Source organism: Actinophytocola gossypii, assembly GCF_025165815.1.
In the GTDB taxonomy this organism is placed as follows: Bacteria; Actinomycetota; Actinomycetes; order Mycobacteriales; family Pseudonocardiaceae; genus Actinophytocola; species Actinophytocola gossypii.
In genome coordinates, this window is record NZ_JAFFZE010000028.1 from 13315 (window position 1) to 30042 (window position 16728).

Sequence of the window (16728 nt, forward strand, 5' to 3'; positions counted from 1 at the left end):
GGTCAGGCCGTCGCCCGCTTCGGGAGCTTCCATTCCGGGCGGGGGTAGTGGCAGGTGTAGCCGTTGGGGTACTTCTGCAGGTAGTCCTGGTGCTCGGGCTCGGCCTGCCAGAAGTCGCCCGCCGGGGTGACCTCGGTGACGACCTTGCCCGGCCACAGGCCCGACGCGTCGACGTCGGCGATCGTGTCCTCGGCGACCCGCTTCTGCTCGTCGCTGGTGTAGAAGATCGCGGAGCGGTAGCTGGTGCCGATGTCGTTGCCCTGGCGGTTCTTCGTCGAGGGGTCGTGCACCTGGAAGAAGAACTCGAGCAGCGCGCGGAAGTCGGTCTTCTCGGGGTCGTAGACGACCTCGATGGACTCCGCGTGGGTGCCGTGGTTGCGGTAGGTGGCGTTCGGGACGTCGCCGCCGCTGTAGCCCACGCGCGTGGACACGACGCCGGGCTGGTGCCGGAACAGCTCCTCCATGCCCCAGAAGCAGCCGCCGGCGAGGATCGCCTTCTCGGTGGTCATGTCATCTCCTTACCCGCCTTGCGGCGCGAGACCAGGTATCGGTACAGACGCCACAGGGGCTGGCCGTATTCCCATGACCAGCCTATTATATGGACCAAAAGGTCCAGTTCTCGCGCGAAACGACTGTTCATGGTCATCCAATGGACCTGCCGGACCACCTATCAATCGCTCGGCTCTGACCGGAGGCGCCGGATGAAGGCGATCGTGGTGACCGACGAGACCGCGGGAACGGCCGGGATGACCTGTTCGGGCTCACCGACTGGACGCGCGACGGCACCCTGGCCGAGTACGTGGCCGTCGAGGCACGCAACCTCGCACCGCTGCCGGGCGACGTCGACTTCACGGTGGCCGCGAGCCTGCCGGTCTCGGGTCTGACCGCGTGGCAGGGCCTGTTCGTGCACGGCCGCTTCGAGCCCGGGGCAGAGCGTCCTCGTGCACGGTGCGGCCGGTGGCGTCGGCGCGGTGGTGACGCGGCTCGCCCGCGAGGCCGGGGCCTACGTCATCGGCACCGGACGTACCGCCGACCGCCGGCCGGCCCTCGACTTCGGCGCACGCGAGTTCGTCGACCTCGACAACGACGCCCTGGACGAGGTCGGCACCGTCGACCTGGTCTTCGACGTCATCGGCGGCGACGTCGGAAAGCGGTCCGCGGGCCTGGTCCGAGCCGGCGGCGTGCTGGTGACCATCGCCGGCCCGCCCGAGGCGCGCCCGCCCGAGGGCCTGGCGGTCGACTTCGTCGTCGAGCCCGATCGCGCCCAACTGGCTGAGATCGTCCAGCGGCTCCGCGACGGCCGGCTCCGGACGAACATCCGCACCGTCGTGACCCTCGACGACGCCGTCACCGCCTTCAACCCGACCACGCGGCCCACCGGAAAGACGATCATCCGCGTCCACCCCTGAGACATCGACTCCGGCCTGCCCGGGCCACGCCTATCGCTACCCGCGACGCCGTCACGCCGTGAGGTACGACCGCACGTGGTCGAGCGCCATGTCGAGGGCGATCTCCATGGGCGCGATGTCGTGCGCGGTCTCAGCGAGCAGGTACCCACCCTGCACGGCCGCCAGCAAACCGGTCGCGAGCCGCTCCGGATCGGCGTCGGGCTTCAGCACCCCGCTGTCCCGCATCCGCCGCAGCCCGGCGGCGAGCAGCCCCTCCCATTCCACGAACGACTCGGCGAGCGTGGTGCGGGCCTGGTCGTCCTGGTCGGCGAGCTCGCTGGCCAACGAGCCGAGCACGCAGCCGTGGGCGCCGTTCCGCAACGCGTTCCGCTGCACCAGCGCGTCGCGCCAGCGAACCAGACCGCGGAACGTCTTCAAGCGCTCAAGGGAACCGCGCTCACGCTCGAGAATCTGCGCCGCCCGCGCCGCGACGACGGCGCGCACCAGCTCCTCCTTGTCCGGGAAGTGGTTGTAGAGCTGGGACTTGCTGGTGTTGCTCGCGGCCCGCACGTCGTCGAGCGTGGTCGCGTTCACGCCTTTGACGTACATCAGCTCGGCGGCAGCCGTCACGATGCGGGCACGGGTGGCGGCCCCGCGGGGCGTCAGTTTCCGCGCCCGCTGCGCGTTCCCCGGCCTGCTCACAGGCCTGAGGCTACCTCTTCGATCACAGCGCGCTCGCCGGAATGGCCCAGCCGCGAACGCATGGACCGTCACCCCCCGAATTCGTTCGGGCGGCTGAACCCCCCGGAAAGAACAAGACTGTTTCTTCGCGATCTCGCCGTGCACGCTCGGTGCCACCGATCACCGAGCAGTGGGGAGTTTCCGGGGTGCCGACCAGCAACGAGGCCGATCGTCAGGTTGTTCTCGAGCAGGAGTACGTGACCGCCCTGTACGCCAGACTGGACGCCCTACGCGAACAGGCGGCGACCTGGCTGTCCACGGCTCGGGATGCCGGCGCGGATCGGGAGACGACGGCGTTGTGGCAGGCGGAACTGGCTCGACTGGAATCCGTCGAGGACGGACTGTGCTTCGGGCGGTTGGACCTGCGTGACGGACGCCGCGTCTACATCGGCCGCCTGGGACTGTTCCGGGACGAGGATGAGGAGCCGTTGCTTCTCGACTGGCGAGCACCGGCGGCCCGCCCGTTCTACACCGCGACCATGGCCGCCGCGCACGGCGTCCGACGGCGACGACGCATCACGACCCGAGGACGCGTGGTCCTCGCGCTGGACGACGAACTGCTCGATCCGGACACCGCCGAGGAAGGTGCCCTGGTCGGGGAGGCCGCGTTGGTGGCGGCGCTGACGGCGGATCGAACCGGTCGGATGCGCGACATCGTGACCACGCTGCAGACCGAGCAGGACCGCATCGTCCCCGACGGATACGCCGGGGTGCTGGTGGTGCAGGGTGGCCCGGGGACGGGCAAGACCGCGGTCGCACTGCACCGGCTGGCCTACCTGCTGTACACCCGTCCACACCTGCGCACGCGGGGTGTGCTGATCGTCGGCCCCAGCGAGGTCTTCCTGGACTACATCGGGCAGGTGCTGCCCGGTCTGGGCGAGCACGCCGTGGTGACGGGGACCATCGCCCAGCTACGTCCGGACGTTCGGGTCAACCGCACTGACCCACCCGAGATCGCCGAGGCCAAGGGCCGGGCCGACATGGTCGACCGGATCGCCGCGATGGTCCGTTCGCGGGTGCGCGGTCCCGACGAACCGGTCGAGGTGGAGTTCGAGCAGCAGGCGGTGCGGCTGGATCCGCCGGAGTGCCGCCGCGCTCTGGCCATGGCGTCCGGGACGGGACTACCGCACAACCAGGCACGGCTGGTGTTCCAGCAACGGATCGTCGAGCTGCTCGCACAGCGCCTGATCGACCGGATGGAGGGTGTGGTGTTCACCGACACCGGCGAGGTTATCGACGGTGGCAGCGCCGACGGCCGGCTCAGCGTCGCCGACGTGCGTGCGCTGGCCGCCGCCGGCGTGGTGCTGGACCCTGACGGTGATGAGGACCGTGACGCCCCGAAACGCCTCCTGGACGAGGTCGACGTCACCCACCTGCGCAGCGCCTTGCTGGCCGACGTTGCGGTGCGCCACGTGCTGGACGAGCTGTGGCCACCGCTGACCGCGCAGCAGGTGGTGGCCGACCTGTTCGCCAACCAGAACAAGCAGTGGAGCACGCCGGACATTCCGTTGCTGGACGAGGCCGCGGCCATGATCGGAGCCGAAGGCGGGGTGACGTACGGACACGTGGTGGTCGACGAAGCACAGGAACTGTCCCCGATGGCCTCGCGGATGGTGATGCGCCGCTGCCCCACCAGATCGATGACCATCGTCGGCGACCTCGCCCAGACCAGCGACCCGGCCGGCGCCTCGTCCTGGGAAGCCGTTCTGCGGCCGCACGTGGACGACCGCTGGCGATTGGCCCAGCTCAGCATCAACTACCGAACCCCGGCGGAGATCATGACCGCCACCGACGACCTTTTCGCCACGCACCACCCCGACCTGCGGCGACCCCGGTCCGTACGGGCCGCCGGTGAATCACCCTGGCGCCAACACACCACACCCGCCGACCTGCCCGACGTCGTCACCGAAGTCGTCACCGAACACACCAACGGCCAGCTCGCGATCATCACCCCACCGGCCCACCGAGCCTTGTTCGAGTCGACGTTGCGCCTCCCCAGGCCACCCACGATCAGCGACCCCGTAGTCGTGCTGACGCCCGCCCAGGCCAAAGGACTGGAATTCGATGCCGTGCTGATCGTCGATCCGGCCGCGATCCTCGCCGCCCCGCTGGGCCACAACGACCTCTACGTCGCCATGACCCGCGCCACCCGGCAACTGGGCATCGTGCACCCCGGCCCGGTACCGGGCGAACTGCTCCGGATCCAGGAACGCAAACCTTGACAGTTCCGCATCGCCCACGTTCGTCCGCAGACCAGGGTCTGTTCCAAGATCGGCTGTTTCCCTGCGGCTCACCCCGCTGACCGCGTCCGCGGTGAACGGCGAGGTACTGCTCCGCGACGAGGCGGCCGAGAAGTACCACGCGGTCGAGGGCGGCCGTGGCCGCCTACGTCACCCGCAGCGTGCCGATGTTCCTCGACCAGGCAGCGTTCGCGTATTCCCCTCGCCCAGTTTGAGAGTTCTCGATCACGCTGCCGCCCCGTGCTGTTCGGGCTCCGAAATCTGCCTGTTCGACGACAACCGGGGAAGGGGCTGATTCCGTCCTGGCAGTGCCGACCGAACAGATGCGGAGTCGAGATGATGCGGACCGCGGCCACTATTTCGGTGCTCACAGCGGCGGTCGTCACCCTGACCTCCTGCGGAGCAAACCACAGCACGCCAGGCGATCCCTCGACCAAGGTCACCGATCCGGCGCTGCGCGCCGCCGCGGCGGCGGTGCAACCCATGCTCGAACAGTCGTTCCCGGACACCTTCGCCGGACTCGAGATCCGCCAGGACGTGCCCGCACTGATCGTCTACCGCAAGCCGGACCCCCCGTTGGACGCCAAGGTCTCCCGCGCCGCACCCGAGGTGCGCGTGGAGTTCCGCGACGCGCGGTACAGCCTGACCGAGATGACAGCGGCAGGCGACCGCCTCATGGACGACCGCGACTACTGGAAGACCCGCGGCACGACCGTTGTCGCCGTCGGCCCAGCCGTCGACGGCTCGGGCGTGCGAGTCACGACCTCGAACGCGGCCGACGGTTTCACCGAGGCTCTGCGGAACCACTACCCGGCCATGTCATTCGACGTGCGACAGGGCAACGACGTCGTCCCTCCCATCTACACTCGCTCGATGCCCCCCTTGACCGGCCCACTGCCGACCCACACCAAGGAGATCTGGACCCATCCGGTGCCGCCCCATACCGAATGAAGGCGGGACTCGATCCATCCCTCCGTGGACTTCGAGGTGAGAACCAGCGGCATGCAACATGGGCAAGGTGATCAACCCTCAGCCTCTCGCGTTTGTGACCGGGCCGCCCGACGGCAGGCATCATTCGGTATCGCGTTCCGCGCGACTACTGCGCCGAGTGTGCGCGCGGCGAAGCGTGGTCAAGCGGCGACGGGATCATGAGGTGTCGCCTGTGCGAAACATCAATCTCTTGGGGTTGAGGTAGTTGACGAAGTACTAGCCGAACTAATCGTGTCCGCCAACCCGCGTGGAGCGGCTATTGCGCCGTGGCACTGGACCCGGCGTTAGCAAGCGGGTCCAGTGCAAGCAATCCGCATCTCATGAGGGCGAAGAAGGGCGCCGTTCGTCAAAGCAGCCAGCAGTATGGTGGACGGATCGCTAGAGCGGCATCACATCACTCCCAGGTCTCATGGTGGCGCCCAGTCGTGGTGTGCAGGTTCGGGTCGTCGTCATGGAACGCCCAAGGAGCACCCAACGCCAGCCATCGGGATTCGGAATCTCGTCAGCGCGCGCCTCTGTTTGTCGCAGCGTTTCGAGGACGCTTGCCGAAGGATTAGCCCCTGCTTACGCAGGACGACACTGGATCAACACGCAGACCAAGGGAACAGCCCCGCTGGCGCGGGGCTGTTCCCTTGGTCACAATGGCGCCGACCGGCCCGCCGCCGTCCTCCCCGCGCCCGCTGGCTGCTCCCGCGCGTCGCAGCCAGAAAAGACCTCGTCGCGATCAAGGCGTTCGTCCGTCGGCAGGACCCGCCGTGCGGTGGGCCGATTGATCTTGGCGTCCGCCCACTCCCCGTCGAGGAGCGCCCACGGAGCACCCATCTAGCCGATGTGGATGAGCGGAACGATGACCGATGACCGTATGCAACTACAAAACCGCAGGTCAGCGGTAGCAGCCGACCTGCGGTCTGGGTGGTACGCCGTCAGGGACTCGAACCCCGAACCCGCTGGTTAAGAGCCAGCTGCTCTGCCAATTGAGCTAACGGCGCCCCTGTTGGAAGGTGCCCTCCAACAGCACGCGCAAACCGTAGCACGCGCCCTCCGGGCCCCCGAAACCGGATTCCCCTACGAGCTTGTCCATCCGGCTCTGGGCTGTAGGGGGAATCCGGCACACTAACGAGTGGATCAGTGGACACGGAGCGAAGTGGCGAGGTAGCGATGGCGGCATGGCGTGGGAGTCGTCGACGGACGGGTGGAATGGTGGCGTTGTCGCTGGTGGTCGTGGCTCTCGCCGCCGGTTGTACGGGTACCCCGGACGCGGAGCCGCGGCGGAGCGACGACTCCTCCCGGGAGACTTCCTCCACCAAGGCTACTCCACCACCCACGCCGGTGAAGCTGTCGATCACGCCGGGTAACAACGCGACGGGCATCGCCCCGGGCGCCCCGATCACGGTCGCGGCTGTCGGGGGGAAGCTCACCCGGGTCGTCCTCAAGAACGATGCCGGGGAGCCCGTCCGCGGTCGCTTGTCTCCCGACGCCACCACCTGGCAGACCACCGAGCCCCTCGGCTTCACCCGGACCTACACCGCCACCGCCACCGGAATGGGCACCAACGGCAAGCCCGCCACCCTCACCTCGACGTTCAGCACCATCACTCCTGCCCTCCGTGCCGACCTCTCCATGAACCCCCTCGACGGGCAGACCGTCGGTGTCGGGCAGCCGCTCGCCTTCTACTTCGACACCGACATCAGCAAGAAGCGCGCTGTCGAACGCGCCATCCAGATCACCACGACGCCTCCGGTTGAAGGCGCCTTCTACTGGTTCGACGACTCGGAAGTCCACTGGCGCCCCAAAAACTACTGGCCCGCCGGAACAAAGGTAAAAATCAACGCCGCCATCTACGGCAAGAACTTCGGCAACGGCGTCTACGGCAACAACGACCGGACAGCGAACATCACCATCGGCCGCGCCATCACCGCCGTCGCCGACGGTCGCACGCACACCATGAAAGTGAAGGTCGACGGCAAACTGGCCCGCACCATCCCCATCTCCATGGGCAAGCCGGGCCACGAAACCCCGCACGGCACCTACGTCGTCATGAGCGAACACCTCGGCTACACCATGGACTCCAGCACCTACGGCGTCCCGACCGACTCCGCGGCCGGCTACCGCACCTACGTCGACATTGCCAGCCGAATGTCCAACAGCGGCATCTTCTACCACTCAGCACCCTGGTCAGTAGCCGACCAAGGCCAAGACAACGTAAGCCACGGCTGCATCAACATGACCACCGCCCACGCCACCTGGCTCCAGAACATCTCCCAAAAAGGCGACATCATCGTCGTCAAGAACTCCGGTGGTCCCGCCCTGGAACCCTGGGACGGCCTAGGTGACTGGCAGATCCCCTGGCACGAATACAAAAAGGGAAACCGGTAAAAAACAAAGAGGACCAGCGCTGGCAAGGAACGAAAGCCAGTCAGCGCTGGTCAACACCAAACCCAACCACGCTGGTTCACCAGAAGCTCGCACCGTGGGGGTCTGGGGGCTCGGCCCCCAGATGAAATGACGAAACCCCACGCCGGGGAAGGTGGCCCCGGAGGGCCACCGAACACCCGAACACCATGGGGTGAGTGACGGGACTTGAACCCGCGACATCCTGGACCACAACAAAGATCCAGTACGCGGCGCGTCCCTCGTCATCGACAGATGTGCAGGTCAAGGGCACCTACTGAGGGGGTCTGACCGCACGTGGCCACCCCTGACCGCACATGCCCGCTCCCATTTCGCTCCCACTCGCCGGACACGAGCCGCGAGCGCTCGCGCCTGAGTGCAACTCGCCGTTGGGCGCGGGCGGCCACGTTGGCGGACGGACCTGGTACGAGGGAACGATGCAGCAGCGCAGACCCTCAGGAGAGGGATACGCACGGCCCTTCGTTCCGCTCGCAGGAGAGCCCGACCCACTCCGGGTAGTCCCCCCCCAGATAAGTACCTCGGACCGGGCCGGCTGGTTCCGCTCACGGGCTTCGCCTATCGCTGGTGATGCAAGGACGACACCACATCTGGTCGGAGCGCTACGGCGTCCAGCACGGCCGAAATTGGGCGCTCCGTCCTCGGGTTGGTAACCGACATTAGGGCCACTGTCACCTCAAGTCGGAGTGCACGCCACGTTCAATGCCAAAGAGGCTGGAGCAGAAAGGGGGAGATCACCTGCGCAAGTTAGCCAGGTGATCTCCCCCCCCCTGCTCCAGCCTCTTTTGTCTCTCTGGAGGAACATGCCCACTGGCGTGACACCTGTGACACAGAAGAAGAGTGGGAAGACTGTACGGAGTAGGTGTGTCACTCCGGTGTCACACCTGTTGTCGCAGGTCAGAGCCCGTTGAGTGACAGAGTGACAGGTGTGACACCCAGGACCAGTCTCGAAGTGTCACAACGGTGCGGGCGGGGATGCCGTTCGGCTACCCCCACACGCTCCCGGATGGCCAGCTGTTCTAACAAGAGAAGGGTGGGAAGACTGTACGGAGTAGGTGTGTCACTCCGGTGTCACATCTGTTTCCGCAGGTCAGCGCGCATTACATGACAGAGTGACAGGCGTTACACCAGTGCGCCACGCACTTCTCGTAGATTCTGCTACTCAGCTCTGCTGAACGTTGGTCGACGCCCCGAAATCGGAGGATCAGGTTCGGCCTGTGACGCCTGCGACGCGAGCCACTCCCAGGGGTGTGTTGCCAGGTCAGAAGCGGTGCTGCGGTCCTCTGGAGATGTCGCGCGATACAACGGTGTGGGGACGCGCTGTGTCACACACTCCAGTGTTGTAGTGTGTGATGCAGACAGTGTGTCCCAGGGGACGAACCTGCTGGTAGACGCCTCTGCGGCGCACCTGTAAGTAGTGAAGATTTGCCAGCGCAGGCCGGGGAGCTACTGCGTCCCCGGCCCTTGCTGGCTGGGTCCTCCAGCCCACCTAGCCGACCAAAACCAGGAGGCTCCCGAGGATCCAGGCGACGAGCCCGGCTGCCGCTTCGGTGCTGGGTTCGTCGCTCATAATTGCAAGCAAATCGAACCCAAGCGCCGCGAGCAGCACCAGCCGCCACCATCTGCCACGACCATCCCCTTCAGGGGGGACGTGACTTGTGACTCGCGTGTCCATGGGCAACTCCTCCTCGTCACCCGAAGCCGGCCTTTCCGACCCCGGGTCGTCCGGGAGCGGCAGCAACCGCAGCAAGCAAGGTGAAGTGCCCTGGCCGTGCAAGTCTCGGGCAGGCTATCGAACCCCTCGGAGTTGACTTGAGCCCGGTCTGTGTGCTAGTAGGTTCGGTGTGGGCCGACTGCCCACCGGGTTCCGGCCGGGCAGTCCAACGTCGGCTGCTGCCCTGACCTGTGCTATTCGCCGGTCTTCCGCCGAACTCCGTGCACCAGCGGGATGCAGTTCGGCTGCTCGCAGCCGCCCTCGATGTCAGGCTCGACCGAGGTGCAACACCCTGCGAGGTTGCAGCCTGCCTTCTCGATCGTAAGGCGTGGGAACAGGTCGAGCCCCTCCGGCTGGACGTAATGCCAGAGCTTCGTGCGACGACGACACTTCCATGAGAGTGGTCGATGTGGCTCAAATTGTGGCAGCGTTCGGAGGGCTCGCCGGTTTCGCAGCGCTCAGTATGGAGGTGAGGTGGCGCAGGAACGGCCGGAAGGTGCCCTCGACCGATCTACTGGCGAGTCTCGGATGGCTCATGGAGCAACTCGCCGAGCTCACCGCCGCCGGCCAGAGACTCGCATGGTTCACCGACGAACCGAAGAAGCGGGAGACGCGGCTACTGGCGGTCCTGAATACCCAGATCGTGGACGATAAGCTCAACAGGCTCGTCGGCGAGGCGAGGGCCGGGTACCGCCGCGCGTTCGCGTCTTCCTCAAGTGTGCATCAGGATCGTCAGATGATGCATGTCGAGGCAGCACGTAAAGCCTGCATTGAAGCAATTGAGCGAGCCGGCGAGCTTCGCCGAAAGTACGGTTGACGAGTACGCGCTTCGAGTGACTTGCGGGCCGCGGGCCCAGGCAACAGCAAGGGAGTGCGAAAGCGCTCGCGGAACTCGACTCCGTTGTCAGGCATGACTGCCCGCACCTCCGGTAACTACGTCCACCTGACACCTGTGACACAGAGAAAGAGTGGGAAGGCTGTACGGAGTAGGTGTGTCACTCCGGTGTCACACCTGTTGTTGCAGGTCAGAGTGGGTTGAGTGACAGAGTGGCAGGTGTGACACCTGTGACCGGGGGACTTGGTGTCACACCGTGATTCACTGGACGACCTTGAGGGGAACACGGGCTAGTTCCTGCCAGACGTAGCGCCAGTTCGGGTCTAGTTGGCGCTCTTGGCGGATGAGCGCAACATGTCGGATCGGAACCCGTACGCTCGCGGGAGACACCTTCCCCAGGGCGGCGGCGTAGGGTGCGGCATCTGCGTCGTTCTGTGCGTACGCGATACTGACGTGCGGCATGAAGCCTTTGGCTTGCTCAGCAGCTTCCCACGGCGCGCGGCCCAGTGCCTGCTGCACGGCGACCCGCAGCCGATCTCGTATGTCCACGAGGAACCTGACAGGAGTGCCCGCAAGCACAAGCGCTTCGCCCTTGACGATTGGCGGTCCCACTGTAATGTCTCGTGCGCCCAACTCCTTGAGTTCCGCCGCGGCACGATGAATCACGGCGTTTCGGTCCTGGCTCGATAGCTCATCCGTCCACCCCACACCTTGGACCGTCATGTGGAGCCACTCATTTGGCACGTAGTTCAGTCCGGGCAAGTCAGCGAGCGAGTTCTTGCACCGCGTCGCCAGGTCGTGCAGGAGTGGCGCATCATCGAACACCAAGTGCCAGGTATCGAATAGCCTTCCCGGATGCCAACCTGCTCGGCTGTACCAGTGGTTAGTCAGGCGATGCGCTGGTGGAATTACCGGTTCAGGATTGGTCACCTACACCTCCGAGGGTCGAGCGGAGATTTCGTCATTCAGGTCGTATTCGTCAAGTATGACAACCCGGTCCGCGGGCCACACTGATTCGCTAATCTCCAGGACGGTGTCATCCGCCGCGCGGGCCACGTGCGTTAGGTGGACTACGTTGGTTCCGGTTGGGAGTTCCAGGCGGTCTACCTCATCGTCGGAGGCGATGCGAACCTGCCACTTATCTTCCGCGCGCACGTACCGTTTTCCAGACAGATCCTCGATGCAAAGAAAGAGTGCCTTTGGTACCACATCAGTCGTTTCGAGGAAGGTGCCGAAGACGTACTCGCCAGGAAGATAACTTGCTCCGAGTTCTTCTGGCCGGTTCGTGTCAGGGTTTATCAGCCGCCGTCGCCGGACCAGAATTCGTTTTGTCGGCTCGTCCAGCAGCGCCGAGATTTCTTGGGGTGGTTCTTCGGGTTGAGCCGAAATGATCTCGTGTCGGAGATGTGCTGTCAGTAGTTTTTTGTCATCCCGGGCGCGCCCGTATCGATTTCGAGAACGCCTTTGTAGCCGTCGGTTATCGCGGACAAAGGTGCCGATGCCCTGTCGGGATTCGATGACGCCTTCGGTGCGGAGCACGCCTAGCGCCTGCCGCACTGTGGGCAGGCTGACACCGAACCGCTCCACCAGGTCAGTCTCGGCTGGCATCCGCTCGCCGGCCGGCGGCGTGCCGTTTCGGATTTCCGAGCGCAGCGCGTCCGCGATGCGCTGGTACTTGGGTGCACGTGCGCTGGTCAAGTTCTAACTCCTCCTCAGCTCGCTCGCCTGCACTGTAGTCCTCATGAGGACTTGACGTCTCGATGCCTCTGTGCCTATGGTCTCCTCAGGTCCTCAATAGGACCGGATGACAAGAGGACAAGGGGAGTATCGGATGGACACTGCTGACCTGTCTGACCTGGAGCTGTTGTCGTCTGCGTTGCAGGACGCGATGGACGCGCACCGGGCTGGTGTGCTGGTCGGTCCGGGCGTGGATGAGGTGGCGTTGGCGCGGGCGGAGCGTCGGGCGCGTCGTCGGGACGCGGCCCGGTTGCTGCGTGTGGTGCCGGGTGGTGCGGCATGAAGCTCGCACAGCGTGCGGTGAACCGAACGGATTCGTTGTGGGAGCTGCTCGACCTCGGTGACCCGGCGTCGACCGAGTGGATGCGGGACGGGCTGTGTGCGCAGACCGACCCGGAGGAGTTCTTCCCTGGCAAGGGCGGCGACCTGCGGCCGGCTAAGGCGGTGTGCGCGGGGTGTCCGGTGCTCGACAGGTGCCGGGACTACGCGGTGGGCCGTCCGGAGCTGTCCGGGATCTGGGGCGGCACCACCGCGCGGGAACGCGTTGCGCTGCGTGTTGCCGCCGCGGCCGACGACACGGATCGGCAGGCCGCGTGATGACCGCGATGGTGACGTTGCCGTGGTCGGGTGACCGGTGGCCGGGCCGGATGGAGAACGGTCTGCCCACGTTCCGGTTCCGGTCCGCGCCGTCCGGGTTGGCGACGCGTCGGCAGCTGCGTGCGGCCGGGCTGTGCCCGGGCGGCCAGGAGGTTGCGGCGCAACTGGTGTGGCGGTGCGGGAAGCGGTGGGCGGCCCTGTACCGGCGTGACCTCGCGGTCCCGTCGCCGGGCGCGACCACCGCTCAGCTTGCGGCGTTGCGGCGCGCGGAGCGGGTGCTGCGGACCTGCACCGGCTGCGGTCGGGTGTGGGCCTTCCGCCTGCCGCGTTCGGTTGGCCGGCGGTGCTGGCCGTGCACCTCGGCACGCGAGGGGGTGGCGGCGTGAGCGCGGTGTGGACCAGCGTGATCGCGGTTGCCGGCACGCTGGCCGGTGGGTTGGTGCCGGTGTTGGTGCAGGCGCGGACGGCGCGGCGGGAGCGGCGGGAAAACCGCCGGGAGGCGCGCGGCACGGACGTGCTGGCTGCGGTGACCGCGTTGGTGTCGGCGCTGGCGGACCACCGGCGCGCGATGTGGGTGTTGGAGGACCGGCGGCTGTCCGGCGCCGACGCTCAGGCTGTGGCGGACGCGCGGGCGACCAGTCATGTGACGCGGTCCGCGGTGACAGCGCCGTGGACGACGGTCAGCATCCTCGCTCCGGCGTTGGCGGACGCAGCGAGGGCCGCGGCCCGGGCGACGTTCGCGATGCACGACGCCCCGACCCTCGTCGAGTTGGAGACGCGGCGGCAGGCCGCGCTGGACGGCAGCGATCGGCTGGTGAGTGCGGCAGCCGAGTTCTTCGCCGCGGTCGGCGGCGTGCTGGACGTGACCCCGGGCCGGGTGTCCGCCAAGTCCTCATGGAAGGAGTCGCGATGACGACCGCGCGCCAGGTGCGGCGGGTACGGCAGGAAGCCCGCAACGCCCGCGCCGCCCAGGCCGAGCGTGAGCAGGCCCAGGCCGACCGGCAGCAACCGACAACCAGTGAGCACAAGGAGATGACGGCATGAGCAGCACGGATGCCATGACCGCCTTGTCCCTGAACAACCCCGGCCCGGCGGTGACGACGCCTGGCAGCAACTCCCGCCGGGCCGGGGCTCCCAACCCCATGGTAGGCGTCAACACGATCCCGGACACGGTGCCGGACCGGGTGACGGTCGAGTTCGTCCGGACGCGGCTCAGCGGCCAGACGCACCGGTTTATGACCGCCTCGCGGAGTGGTCTGGCGGTGCACGTCGGTGCGCTGACCGACCTGGTCACGGAGATCGTCACCGAGCACACGGCCGAGCACACGGCGGGCCTGCGGGCGGAGCTGGACGCGGCGAACGACGCGGTGGTTGAGCTGATCGGCCAGCACGACGCCGCGGTTCGAGCGCTGGACGCCGCCCTCGGTTCCCGGGCCGGGGGTGCGTGATGGCGAAGGAGTACGTGCACGAGGGCACGCGGAGCTGGTGGGACGGGACGGTGCGCACGCTGTGCGGGCTGGTGCTGACCGACCCGCAACGGCGGTGGTTCGCGTCGTCAGCGTCGTGCCCGGCCTGCCAGGCGGCGAGGAAGGCGGGGAAGCGGTGATGACCACCACCACGACCACAACGACGACTACGGCGACTACGACCCGGGCGGGCCGGGTTCGGCCGCGGGTGTGGCTGGCGGCCGGTCTCGGCGCCACCCCGGACCCGGTGGACTGGCCGCGGGTGCGGGATGACCTGATGCGCAGGTGGGAGCCCGGCCTGGACGGGCTGTGGCACACCGCCGATGGCCGGCATCACGCGACGTGGGCCGAGCTGCACGCGCGGTTCGACCTGGTGGAGGTGTGACCGCGATGAGCGCGAGTGATGTGTTGGCGCGGTACGGGACGTGGGCGTTGCTGCGGTTCGTGTTGGCGCTGTTGGTGTTCGTGGCGCTGCACCTGGTGCGGCTGCCGGTGCTGTTGCTGGTGACGGTGCTGAACGCGGCGATGTCGCGTGTGGACGGTGCGGTGACCAGCGCGGTGTCCCGCGACCCGCGACCGTTCGGCGGGTCGGGACGTGTTGCGGGGGAGGGAGTCCGATGAGCGTGCACCCCGAGTTCAACCACGAGGTCAACCACGAGATCGGTCGCGAGTGTGAGGGCGAGGACATGAACGAGCGCGCGGAAGCGCAGGCCGCCACGTCGGCCGCCGCGCTGGCCGAGACCGGACAGCGCACGGCATCCGAGGTTGGTGCGGTGTGGACGGTGCCGGGCCGGGGCGGTGAGGTGCTGGTGATGCGTCGGGTGGACCCGAAGGCGTCGGCGGGTGCGCCGGACCGGGCGACGCGGGTCGCATCGTGGTTCGGGTGGCACCTCGGCGAGCTGGCCGGTGTGGTCGTGCCGGCCGGGGTCGCGGTCGCGGTGACGCCGTGGGCGTGGCTGGTGTCCGGTGTGGTCGGTGCCGGGTGGACGGTGCACGAGGTGCGGGTGGCGCGGCAGCAGGCCGCGATCAAGGCCGGTCGCGACCTCCCCACCAAGAAGCCCACCACCGAGGACGCCGCCGAGACGCCCGCCGAGAAGCCCGGTGGGACCGACGGTGGGACCGACGAGGAGACCTCGAACGACACCGCCGAGCGGGACGACGAGCAGGCCATCGAGCGGGCCGGGGGTGTGCGGTGAGCTGGCAGACCGAGCGGGCCGAGCAGCGGCGGTTGAACGACGCCGCGCGGGCGGAGCAGGCGCGGCAGGACGCGATCGCCGCCGCGCAGATCGAGGCGATGCGTGCCCGGGCGCAGACCGAAACCGAGCAGGCTCGCCGTGAGCAGGCGGCGGTGCTGGCCGAACGCCGGAACGCGGAGCGGCGGGCGGAGCGGGACCGGGTGCGGGACCGGCGCCGCGCGGCCTGGGGTCGGGCGCGGGGGTGGGTGTCGGCGCACACGGTGGACCTGATGGTCTACCCGCTGGCGGTGGTGTCGGCGGTGATGGCGGTGCCGGCGATGGCCGCGTTCGGGCACGAGGTGTACGGGTCGGCGGCCGGGTACGCGCTGCCGGTCATCACCGAGCTGGGCATGTGGGCGTTCGCGTTCGCCGTGCACCTGACCCGCCACCGCGCGGACCGGGACGGGGTGGACCGTCCGGTGTGGGCGTTGCAGGTCGGGGTGTGGTCGTTCGCGGCTGTGGCGGCCGGCCTGAACTTCCTGCACGGCCTGTCCGGTCGCCCGCTGGTCGCCGGTCTGGTGCCGGGGCCGGTGGCCGGGGTGGTGATGGCGGTTGCGAGCGTCGCCGGTGTCATGGCCCACCAACTCGTCACCGCCGCACCCCGCCGGGACCGCGGCGAGCGTGAGACGGCGCGGATCGAGCGGCGCGCGATGGCCAAGACGGCGCGGGTGCGGCGGGCGGCGGTCCGCGCGGCGGTCGCCGAGATCGACCACACCGGGGCTGCTCGGTTGCTGTTCACCCCCGGGCACTACCGCCTCACCCGATCCCGGGTCGCGCCGTGGCGCCACGGCAGGCTCACCGCGACCACACTGCCGGCTCTGCCGGTCACCCCCGCGCTCGACTCCGGGTGGGATGACCTCGACCACGAGCTGGCCGCGCTGATCGCCGCCGACGCCTACCCCGGCACCCGACCCGACCCTGAGGCCGGCTCCGGCCCGGACAACCGGCCGTCCCACCCGACCGGCAGCGACACCGGCGCCACCGGGATCGGGAGCGGTGGTGGTGTCGCGACCCTAGACCCCGACCAACCCAACCCCCACGTTGACCAGCACGGTGACCAGCACGGTGAGCAGTCGGGATCGACCCCGATCGACGCCGACCGTCCCCGCGCACCCCGCTCCCGCGCGACCCGAACATCGGCCCGGAAGTCGACCCGGAAGACGGCCGGGAGGTCGGTGCAGAAGGCGGTGCGGAAGGCGCGGTCGATCGAGGAACTGCGGACGGCACTGCACGCGGCGATCGACGCCGATCCCGCCTCGATCGACCCGACCTCAGCGGAGTCGATCCGCCGCGCGCTGCGCTGCTCCCCGGCGCGTGCCCGGCAGCTCCGTGACACCTACCGCCCGGCCGACTGACCGACGAAGGAGGCGACACCG

General features: G+C 67.9%; 19 protein-coding genes, 1 tRNA gene and 1 pseudogene. 16 read left to right on the forward strand and 5 right to left on the reverse strand.

Going from position 1 to position 16728, the window contains the following annotated elements; translation table 11 throughout:
• Positions 1-2: 2 nt before the first annotated feature.
• Entirely contained in the window at positions 3-509 is a 507-nt protein-coding gene (msrA, locus tag JT362_RS32300; RefSeq protein WP_260195675.1) for a peptide-methionine (S)-S-oxide reductase MsrA, read from the reverse strand.
• Positions 510-751: 242 nt separating this feature from the next.
• On the opposite strand from msrA, the pseudogene JT362_RS32305 reads away from it, so the two are divergent.
• Positions 752-1409, forward strand: a pseudogene (locus tag JT362_RS32305) (NADP-dependent oxidoreductase); the annotation flags it as partial.
• A gap of 51 nt (positions 1410-1460) precedes the next feature.
• On the opposite strand, the gene JT362_RS32310 reads toward JT362_RS32305, so the two are convergent.
• Positions 1461-2090: a TetR/AcrR family transcriptional regulator gene (locus tag JT362_RS32310; protein WP_260195677.1), complete on the reverse strand. Its 630-nt coding sequence runs from the start codon at positions 2088-2090 to the stop codon at positions 1461-1463.
• Between the two features lie 41 nt (positions 2091-2131).
• Here JT362_RS32310 and JT362_RS32315 point away from each other — a divergent pair, with 41 nt between their 5' ends.
• Complete coding sequence (locus tag JT362_RS32315) at positions 2132-4351, forward strand: HelD family protein (RefSeq protein ID WP_260195678.1); 2220 nt, start codon at positions 2132-2134, stop codon at positions 4349-4351.
• A 354-nt stretch (positions 4352-4705) separates the two neighbouring features.
• On the forward strand, positions 4706-5320 hold the full coding sequence (locus tag JT362_RS32320) for a hypothetical protein (protein ID WP_260195679.1): 615 nt from the start codon (positions 4706-4708) through the stop codon (positions 5318-5320).
• 952 nt (positions 5321-6272) lie between these two features.
• Here the strand turns inward: JT362_RS32320 and JT362_RS32325 are convergent.
• Positions 6273-6348 (reverse strand) — tRNA-Lys (locus tag JT362_RS32325).
• Positions 6349-6688: 340 nt separating this feature from the next.
• Here JT362_RS32325 and JT362_RS32330 point away from each other — a divergent pair.
• Both JT362_RS32330 and JT362_RS32335 read left to right on the forward strand, forming a co-directional pair.
• Positions 6689-7735 (forward strand): L,D-transpeptidase, encoded by a 1047-nt coding sequence (locus JT362_RS32330; protein ID WP_260195680.1) that lies wholly within the window; start codon positions 6689-6691, stop codon positions 7733-7735.
• Between the two features lie 2141 nt (positions 7736-9876).
• Positions 9877-10299, forward strand: coding sequence for a hypothetical protein (locus JT362_RS32335; protein ID WP_260195681.1), 423 nt, complete (start codon positions 9877-9879; stop codon positions 10297-10299).
• 279 nt (positions 10300-10578) lie between these two features.
• Here JT362_RS32335 and JT362_RS32340 read toward each other — a convergent pair whose 3' ends face one another.
• Together JT362_RS32340 and JT362_RS32345 are read right to left on the reverse strand one after the other, a co-directional pair.
• A complete protein-coding gene (locus JT362_RS32340; RefSeq protein ID WP_260195682.1) occupies positions 10579-11247 on the reverse strand; it encodes a 2'-5' RNA ligase family protein in 669 nt (222 codons plus the stop codon).
• On the reverse strand, positions 11248-12015 hold the full coding sequence (locus JT362_RS32345) for a GntR family transcriptional regulator (RefSeq protein WP_260195683.1): 768 nt from the start codon (positions 12013-12015) through the stop codon (positions 11248-11250).
• A gap of 133 nt (positions 12016-12148) precedes the next feature.
• Here JT362_RS32345 and JT362_RS32350 point away from each other — a divergent pair, with 133 nt between their 5' ends.
• From JT362_RS32350 to JT362_RS32400, 11 genes are read left to right on the forward strand one after another with little or no spacing between them, the layout of a single operon-like run.
• The gene (locus JT362_RS32350; RefSeq protein WP_260195684.1) at positions 12149-12337 is read left to right on the forward strand and encodes a hypothetical protein; all 189 of its coding nucleotides are present in this window, start codon (positions 12149-12151) and stop codon (positions 12335-12337) included.
• The gene (locus JT362_RS32355; RefSeq protein WP_260195685.1) at positions 12334-12651 is read left to right on the forward strand and encodes a WhiB family transcriptional regulator; all 318 of its coding nucleotides are present in this window, start codon (positions 12334-12336) and stop codon (positions 12649-12651) included. The genes JT362_RS32350 and JT362_RS32355 overlap by 4 nt, the downstream gene beginning before the upstream one ends.
• On the forward strand, positions 12651-13037 hold the full coding sequence (locus JT362_RS32360) for an RRQRL motif-containing zinc-binding protein (RefSeq protein ID WP_260195686.1): 387 nt from the start codon (positions 12651-12653) through the stop codon (positions 13035-13037). The genes JT362_RS32355 and JT362_RS32360 overlap by 1 nt, the downstream gene beginning before the upstream one ends.
• Positions 13034-13564 (forward strand): plasmid transfer protein KilB, encoded by a 531-nt coding sequence (gene kilB / locus JT362_RS32365; RefSeq protein ID WP_260195687.1) that lies wholly within the window; start codon positions 13034-13036, stop codon positions 13562-13564. The genes JT362_RS32360 and kilB overlap by 4 nt, the downstream gene beginning before the upstream one ends.
• The gene (locus JT362_RS32370; RefSeq protein ID WP_260195688.1) at positions 13561-13695 is read left to right on the forward strand and encodes a hypothetical protein; all 135 of its coding nucleotides are present in this window, start codon (positions 13561-13563) and stop codon (positions 13693-13695) included. Before kilB ends, JT362_RS32370 begins: the two co-directional genes overlap by 4 nt.
• Complete coding sequence (locus JT362_RS32375) at positions 13692-14099, forward strand: hypothetical protein (RefSeq protein WP_260195689.1); 408 nt, start codon at positions 13692-13694, stop codon at positions 14097-14099. The genes JT362_RS32370 and JT362_RS32375 overlap by 4 nt, the downstream gene beginning before the upstream one ends.
• Positions 14099-14257, forward strand: a complete 159-nt coding sequence (locus tag JT362_RS32380; protein WP_260195690.1) for a hypothetical protein — start codon at positions 14099-14101, stop codon at positions 14255-14257. Before JT362_RS32375 ends, JT362_RS32380 begins: the two co-directional genes overlap by 1 nt.
• Positions 14257-14502 (forward strand): hypothetical protein, encoded by a 246-nt coding sequence (locus tag JT362_RS32385; protein WP_260195691.1) that lies wholly within the window; start codon positions 14257-14259, stop codon positions 14500-14502. The genes JT362_RS32380 and JT362_RS32385 overlap by 1 nt, the downstream gene beginning before the upstream one ends.
• A gap of 5 nt (positions 14503-14507) precedes the next feature.
• A complete protein-coding gene (locus JT362_RS32390; RefSeq protein ID WP_260195692.1) occupies positions 14508-14738 on the forward strand; it encodes a hypothetical protein in 231 nt (76 codons plus the stop codon).
• Complete coding sequence (locus tag JT362_RS32395; protein ID WP_260195693.1) at positions 14735-15313, forward strand: hypothetical protein; 579 nt, start codon at positions 14735-14737, stop codon at positions 15311-15313. Before JT362_RS32390 ends, JT362_RS32395 begins: the two co-directional genes overlap by 4 nt.
• Positions 15310-16707 carry a hypothetical protein gene (locus tag JT362_RS32400; protein WP_311202784.1) on the forward strand — a complete coding sequence of 466 codons (1398 nt, stop codon included), beginning with the start codon at positions 15310-15312 and terminating at the stop codon, positions 16705-16707. Before JT362_RS32395 ends, JT362_RS32400 begins: the two co-directional genes overlap by 4 nt.
• Positions 16708-16728: the final 21 nt, after the last annotated feature.

Bases quoted from the DNA above. Each gene is read 5' to 3' on its own strand.
- JT362_RS32380 (WP_260195690.1), top strand. From the start codon at position 14,099: ATGGCGAAGGAGTACGTGCACGAGGGCACGCGGAGCTGGTGGGACGGG.
- JT362_RS32375 (WP_260195689.1), top strand. From the start codon at position 13,692: ATGAGCAGCACGGATGCCATGACCGCCTTGTCCCTGAACAACCCCGGC.
- JT362_RS32390 (WP_260195692.1), top strand. From the start codon at position 14,508: ATGAGCGCGAGTGATGTGTTGGCGCGGTACGGGACGTGGGCGTTGCTG.
- JT362_RS32315 (WP_260195678.1), top strand. From the start codon at position 2,132: ATGGCCCAGCCGCGAACGCATGGACCGTCACCCCCCGAATTCGTTCGG.
- JT362_RS32320 (WP_260195679.1), top strand. From the start codon at position 4,706: ATGATGCGGACCGCGGCCACTATTTCGGTGCTCACAGCGGCGGTCGTC.
- JT362_RS32355 (WP_260195685.1), top strand. From the start codon at position 12,334: ATGAAGCTCGCACAGCGTGCGGTGAACCGAACGGATTCGTTGTGGGAG.
- JT362_RS32335 (WP_260195681.1), top strand. From the start codon at position 9,877: ATGAGAGTGGTCGATGTGGCTCAAATTGTGGCAGCGTTCGGAGGGCTC.
- JT362_RS32370 (WP_260195688.1), top strand. From the start codon at position 13,561: ATGACGACCGCGCGCCAGGTGCGGCGGGTACGGCAGGAAGCCCGCAAC.
- JT362_RS32360 (WP_260195686.1), top strand. From the start codon at position 12,651: ATGACCGCGATGGTGACGTTGCCGTGGTCGGGTGACCGGTGGCCGGGC.
- msrA (WP_260195675.1), bottom strand. From the start codon at position 509: ATGACCACCGAGAAGGCGATCCTCGCCGGCGGCTGCTTCTGGGGCATG.
- JT362_RS32385 (WP_260195691.1), top strand. From the start codon at position 14,257: ATGACCACCACCACGACCACAACGACGACTACGGCGACTACGACCCGG.
- JT362_RS32395 (WP_260195693.1), top strand. From the start codon at position 14,735: ATGAGCGTGCACCCCGAGTTCAACCACGAGGTCAACCACGAGATCGGT.
- JT362_RS32350 (WP_260195684.1), top strand. From the start codon at position 12,149: ATGGACACTGCTGACCTGTCTGACCTGGAGCTGTTGTCGTCTGCGTTG.